This window comes from Arthrobacter sp. TB 26 (assembly GCF_000427315.1).
Classification (GTDB): domain Bacteria; phylum Actinomycetota; class Actinomycetes; order Actinomycetales; family Micrococcaceae; genus Arthrobacter.
In genome coordinates this window covers 1-4,255 of sequence record NZ_AUPJ01000388.1, presented here as the reverse complement: position 1 = coordinate 4,255, position 4,255 = coordinate 1, and the positions used below count along the sequence as shown (strand labels likewise).

Annotated in this window: 3 protein-coding genes and 1 pseudogene; 3 read left to right on the top strand and 1 reads right to left on the bottom strand. The window is 68.0% G+C overall.

All coding sequences use genetic code 11. The annotated features are described in order from the left end of the window. A pseudogene (locus tag K789_RS23250) lies at positions 1 to 1,456 on the bottom strand (Spo0B domain-containing protein); the annotation flags it as partial. A gap of 231 nt (positions 1,457 to 1,687) precedes the next feature. Between K789_RS23250 and K789_RS0115055 the strand changes: the two are divergent. The 3 genes from K789_RS0115055 to K789_RS0115045 form a co-directional block, all read left to right on the top strand. Continuing rightward, on the top strand, positions 1,688 to 3,157 hold the full coding sequence (locus K789_RS0115055; RefSeq protein WP_024367482.1) for a CitMHS family transporter: 1,470 nt from the start codon (positions 1,688 to 1,690) through the stop codon (positions 3,155 to 3,157). 240 nt (positions 3,158 to 3,397) lie between these two features. Continuing rightward, positions 3,398 to 3,694 carry an Asp-tRNA(Asn)/Glu-tRNA(Gln) amidotransferase subunit GatC gene (gatC, locus tag K789_RS0115050; RefSeq protein ID WP_024367481.1) on the top strand — a complete coding sequence of 99 codons (297 nt, stop codon included), beginning with the start codon at positions 3,398 to 3,400 and terminating at the stop codon, positions 3,692 to 3,694. Between the two features lie 4 nt (positions 3,695 to 3,698). Continuing rightward, positions 3,699 to 4,255 (top strand): amidase (locus tag K789_RS0115045; RefSeq protein WP_024367480.1); only part of this gene is annotated, 557 nt, incomplete at its 3' end.

Sequence of the window (4,255 nt, the reverse complement as noted above, 5' to 3'; positions counted from 1 at the left end):
GGCCGCCGCAGCGGGAGGCAGCCCGTCGCCGGAATCCCCGACGACGATCAGCAGCGTGCCGCCGTCGGCCCCGGTGCCGGGCTCGTCGAGCACCTCCACCTCGACCCAGCGGTCCGGCGCCGCGCCAGCGACGGCGGCGTTCACCGCGTTGTCGATCAGGTTGCCGAGGACCGTGGTGACTTCCTGCGGTTCGGAGACCTGGCCCCGGACCAGGGTTTCCGGGCCGAGGCGCAGGGCCACGCCGCGTTCGTCTGCTTCCACGCCCTTGGCCCCCAGGAACGCCTGCAGATAGGGGTCTTGGAGCAGCTCGGCCTGGTCCACGGGGAATTTCAGCGGCCCGGTGGCGGCCAGCCGGGCCAGATAGTCGCGCGCCTGCTGGTGCTGGCCGATGCTCATGAAGCCGGCGATGGTGTGGAGCTGGTTGGCGAACTCGTGCCGCTGGGCCCGGAGCGCGGTGGACATGGTGCCCACGGCGTCGAGCTGGCGGGTTAACTGCTGGAGTTCGGTCCGGTCCCGCAGCATGACCACCCAGCCCAGGTCCTCGCGGCCGTGCAGGGCCTTGCGGGCGCTCGCCACCAGCACGCGGCCGCCTGCGACGAGTTCCACCGCGTCGCCTTCCGCGGCGTCGGCTTTGGTCAGGGCGAGCAGCCGGGCGGGCACGGGCGCATTGGCCCATGGCGTCCCGGTGAGATCCGGTTGGCCCAGCAGGCGCTGGGCAGCGGAGTTGAACACGCTGACCCGGCCGTCCGCGGCGACGCCGATCACGCCGTCGTCGACTCCCTGCAGGACCGCCACCTGGTCGTGGACCAGGGTGCTGATTTCCTCCGGTTCCAGGCCCAGCGTCAGCCGCTGGAGCCGGCGCCGGAGCAGGAAGGAAGCCAGCACGCCGACCAGCAGGGCGCCGGCGGCGGTCAGGGCTATCGGAACGATGTCCCGCGCCAGGCTCTGGCCGATGGTTTCCGTGGAGTAGCCGACGCTGACCTCGCCCACCACAGTGTCCGTGCCCGGGGCGAACACCGGGACCTTCGCCCCCGCGGACGGGCCGAGGGTTCCCGTGTTCCGGGTGGCGATTTCCTTGCCGGCCAGGGCCTCGGACGGGTCCGTGCTGACCCGTTCGCCCAGGCGCTCCGCGTCGGGGNNNGAGCCGCAGGCCGGTCTCGTCGGTGATGACCACGAACAGGGCCCCGGTGCGGGTGCGGGCTCCCTCGGCCGCGGCCATCAGCGGTCCGGCCAGCAGCTCGGCGGCCGGGGGAGTGCCGGGCTGGGCGCTGATCTGCTGCACTTCCGCCCGCACCTGCGGGTCCGAAGCCACGGTCCGGGCCAGGGTGAGGGCCTGGTTCTCCGCCTCGCGTCCCAGCCGGTCGTAGGTGAGCCAGCCATGGACCGCGCTCGTCAGGAGCACCACCAGCGCCACGACCCCCAGCTGGAGCAGCACGGTCTGCGTGGAGAACCGCAGGGGAGCGCGGCCGGTAAACCACCAGGCGGTTGAGCTTCGGCCGGTTAAGCTCGGGCCGGTTAAGCGGGGCACAGCGGTCCTCCTTCGGTCGTGAGCACAATGCGCAAAATGCGTCCAACAAGCAGTATGCCAATCAAATGAGGCAAAGGCCCAGCCGTGACGCGCGCCACTCTAACGTCTGTTGTACGCATCACACCGGGGTGGTGCGATTCAATGAAGAAGGAGCCGGCCGTGCTGGTATTACTAGGATTCGCCATGATCGCGGTGTTCATGGTGCTGATCATGACGAAGAAGCTGACGCCGGTGCTGGCGCTCATCATCGTCCCCACCGTCTTCGGACTTTTCGCCGGCGCCGGACTGGGCATCGGCCCCATGGTCATGGACTCGATGAAGTCGATGACGTCCACCGCCGCCCTGCTGATGTTCGCGATCATCTACTTCGGCCTGATGATCGACGTCGGGCTCTTTGACCCCCTGGTCCGGTTCATCCTGCGCAAGCTCGGAAACGACCCTGCCAAGGTGGTCCTCGGCACCGCCATCCTCGCCGCGGCAGTGTCCCTCGACGGCGACGGCTCCACGACCTTCATCCTCACCACCGCGGCCATGCTGCCGGTCTACCTCCGCCTCAAGATGAGCCCCGTGGTCCTGACCTGCGTGGCGGGCCTGGCCAACGGCACCATGAACATCCTGCCGTGGGGAGGCCCTACCGCCCGTGCCGCAACCGCGCTGAAGCTCGACGTCAACGATGTCTTCGTTCCGATGATCCCCTCGCTCATTGCCGGCCTCGTTGTGGTCTTCGTCTTCGCCTGGCTCCTGGGCCTGCAGGAACGCAACCGGCTCCGCGCCGTGGCCCCGGAAATCTGGGACACCGCCAACACGTTCGACGGCGGCTCACCCCTGGGCACCACCGGCCGCTTCGGTTTCGGCCGCAAGTCCTCCGGCCCTGCCGGGGGAGCCCCCGCCGCCGGAAGCCCCTCAGCGGGCGGTTCTTCCGTGGCGGTCCTGGAACGCACCGAGGACCTGGTCGACGATCGCGATTCCGCCATGGCGGACACTGCACTGGACCCCAACCGCACGACACTGCGTCCCAAGCTGTTCTGGTTCAACCTCGGCCTGACGGTTGCAGTCATGGTCACGCTCGTCGCCAACGTCATTCCGCTCCCGTTCGTTTTTATGGTGGGTTCCGCCATCGCCCTGCTGGTCAATTTCCCGAAGGTCAAGGACCAGGGTGCCCAGCTCATCGCGCACGCACCGTCGATCGTTGCCGTCGTCAGTATGGTTATGGCCGCGGCAGTCCTCACCGGCGTCCTCAACGGCACCGGCATGGTCAAGGCGATGTCCGAGTGGCTCGTCGCCATCATCCCCGCGGACATGGGCCCGTTCATGGCCATCATCACCGGCGTGCTCAGCATCCCCATGACGTTCTTCATGAGCAACGACGCCTTCTACTTCGGCGTCCTGCCGGTCCTCAGTGAGACAGCGGCCCACTACGGCGTCAGCGCCGCGGACATGGCCCGCGCCTCGATCACCGGCCAGCCCTTCCACCTGCAGAGCCCGCTGGTCCCCGCGATCCTGCTCCTGGTCTCCCTTGCCAAGGTGGACCTGGGCGACCACCACAAGAAGGTCCTGTGGCGCACGGCCGTCATCTCCCTGGTCATGCTCGGGGTAGGAGCCCTCACGGGAGCGATCGGCATCGGCTAACAAACCAACGAACACCAAAAAATCAAACAACGAGACTGTCGAGTTCGGAATTTTTCCGGACTCGACAGTCGCTTTCGGTGAGGGAGGCGCAACGGTGACGGGACGGACATCCTGCCGGCTGCGTCTAAGCGAGGAACGAGCGAGCAGCCAAAGGATCGTCCGGCCTGGCGCCGGACAGTAACAACACGCAGGGACACGTAGACTGGGACGGAAAATAATCCGAACTTGCAGGGGAGATCCATGGCTGCGATCAACCGCGACGACGTCGCGCATCTCGCGCGTCTCGCGCACATCGAGATGAGTGCTGAAGAGCTCGACAGGATGGCCGGCGAACTCGCCGTCATCGTCGAATCAGTGAAATCCGTCAGTGAAGCCGCCGGTGATGATGTCCCGGCCACGTCCCACCCGATCCCGCTGACGAACGTGTTCCGCGAGGACGTTGTGGGCCACACTTTCACCGCCGAGCAGGCACTCTCCGGCGCCCCCGACGCGTACGAAGGCCGCTTCAAGGTCCCGGCAATCCTGGATGAGGGCTAAGAACATGACTGAGAACAACGAACTGATCCGTTCCTCCGCCGCAGCCCTCGCCGGCAAGCTCGCCGCCCGCGAGGTCTCCGCCGTCGAGGTTACCCAGGCGCACCTGGACCGCATCGCCGCCGTCGACGGCAAGGTCCACGCCTTCCTGCACGTCAACACGGATGAGGCGCTCGCCGTCGCCGCCGAGGTGGACGCGATCCGCGCCGCCGGCGGCGCCGCTGCCGAGGAGCTTCACGCCCTCGCCGGTGTGCCGATCGCCGTCAAGGACCTGATCGTCACCGTCGGCCAGCCCACCACGGCCGGCTCGAAGATCCTCGAAGGCTGGTACAGCCCCTACGACGCCACCGTGGTCAAGCGCCTGCGCGCCGCGAAGATGCCGATCCTGGGCAAGACCAACCTGGACGAATTCGCGATGGGCTCCTCCACCGAGCACTCCGCCTTCGGCCCTACCCACAACCCCTGGGACCTCGACCGGATCCCCGGCGGCTCCGGCGGCGGTTCCGCTGCCGCCGTCGCGGCCTTCGAAGCCCCGCTGGCCCTCGGCACCGACACCGGCGGCTC

Coding starts and splice junctions, on each gene's coding strand:
- gatC (WP_024367481.1), top strand. CDS start 3,398: ATGGCTGCGATCAACCGCGACGACGTCGCGCATCTCGCGCGTCTCGCG.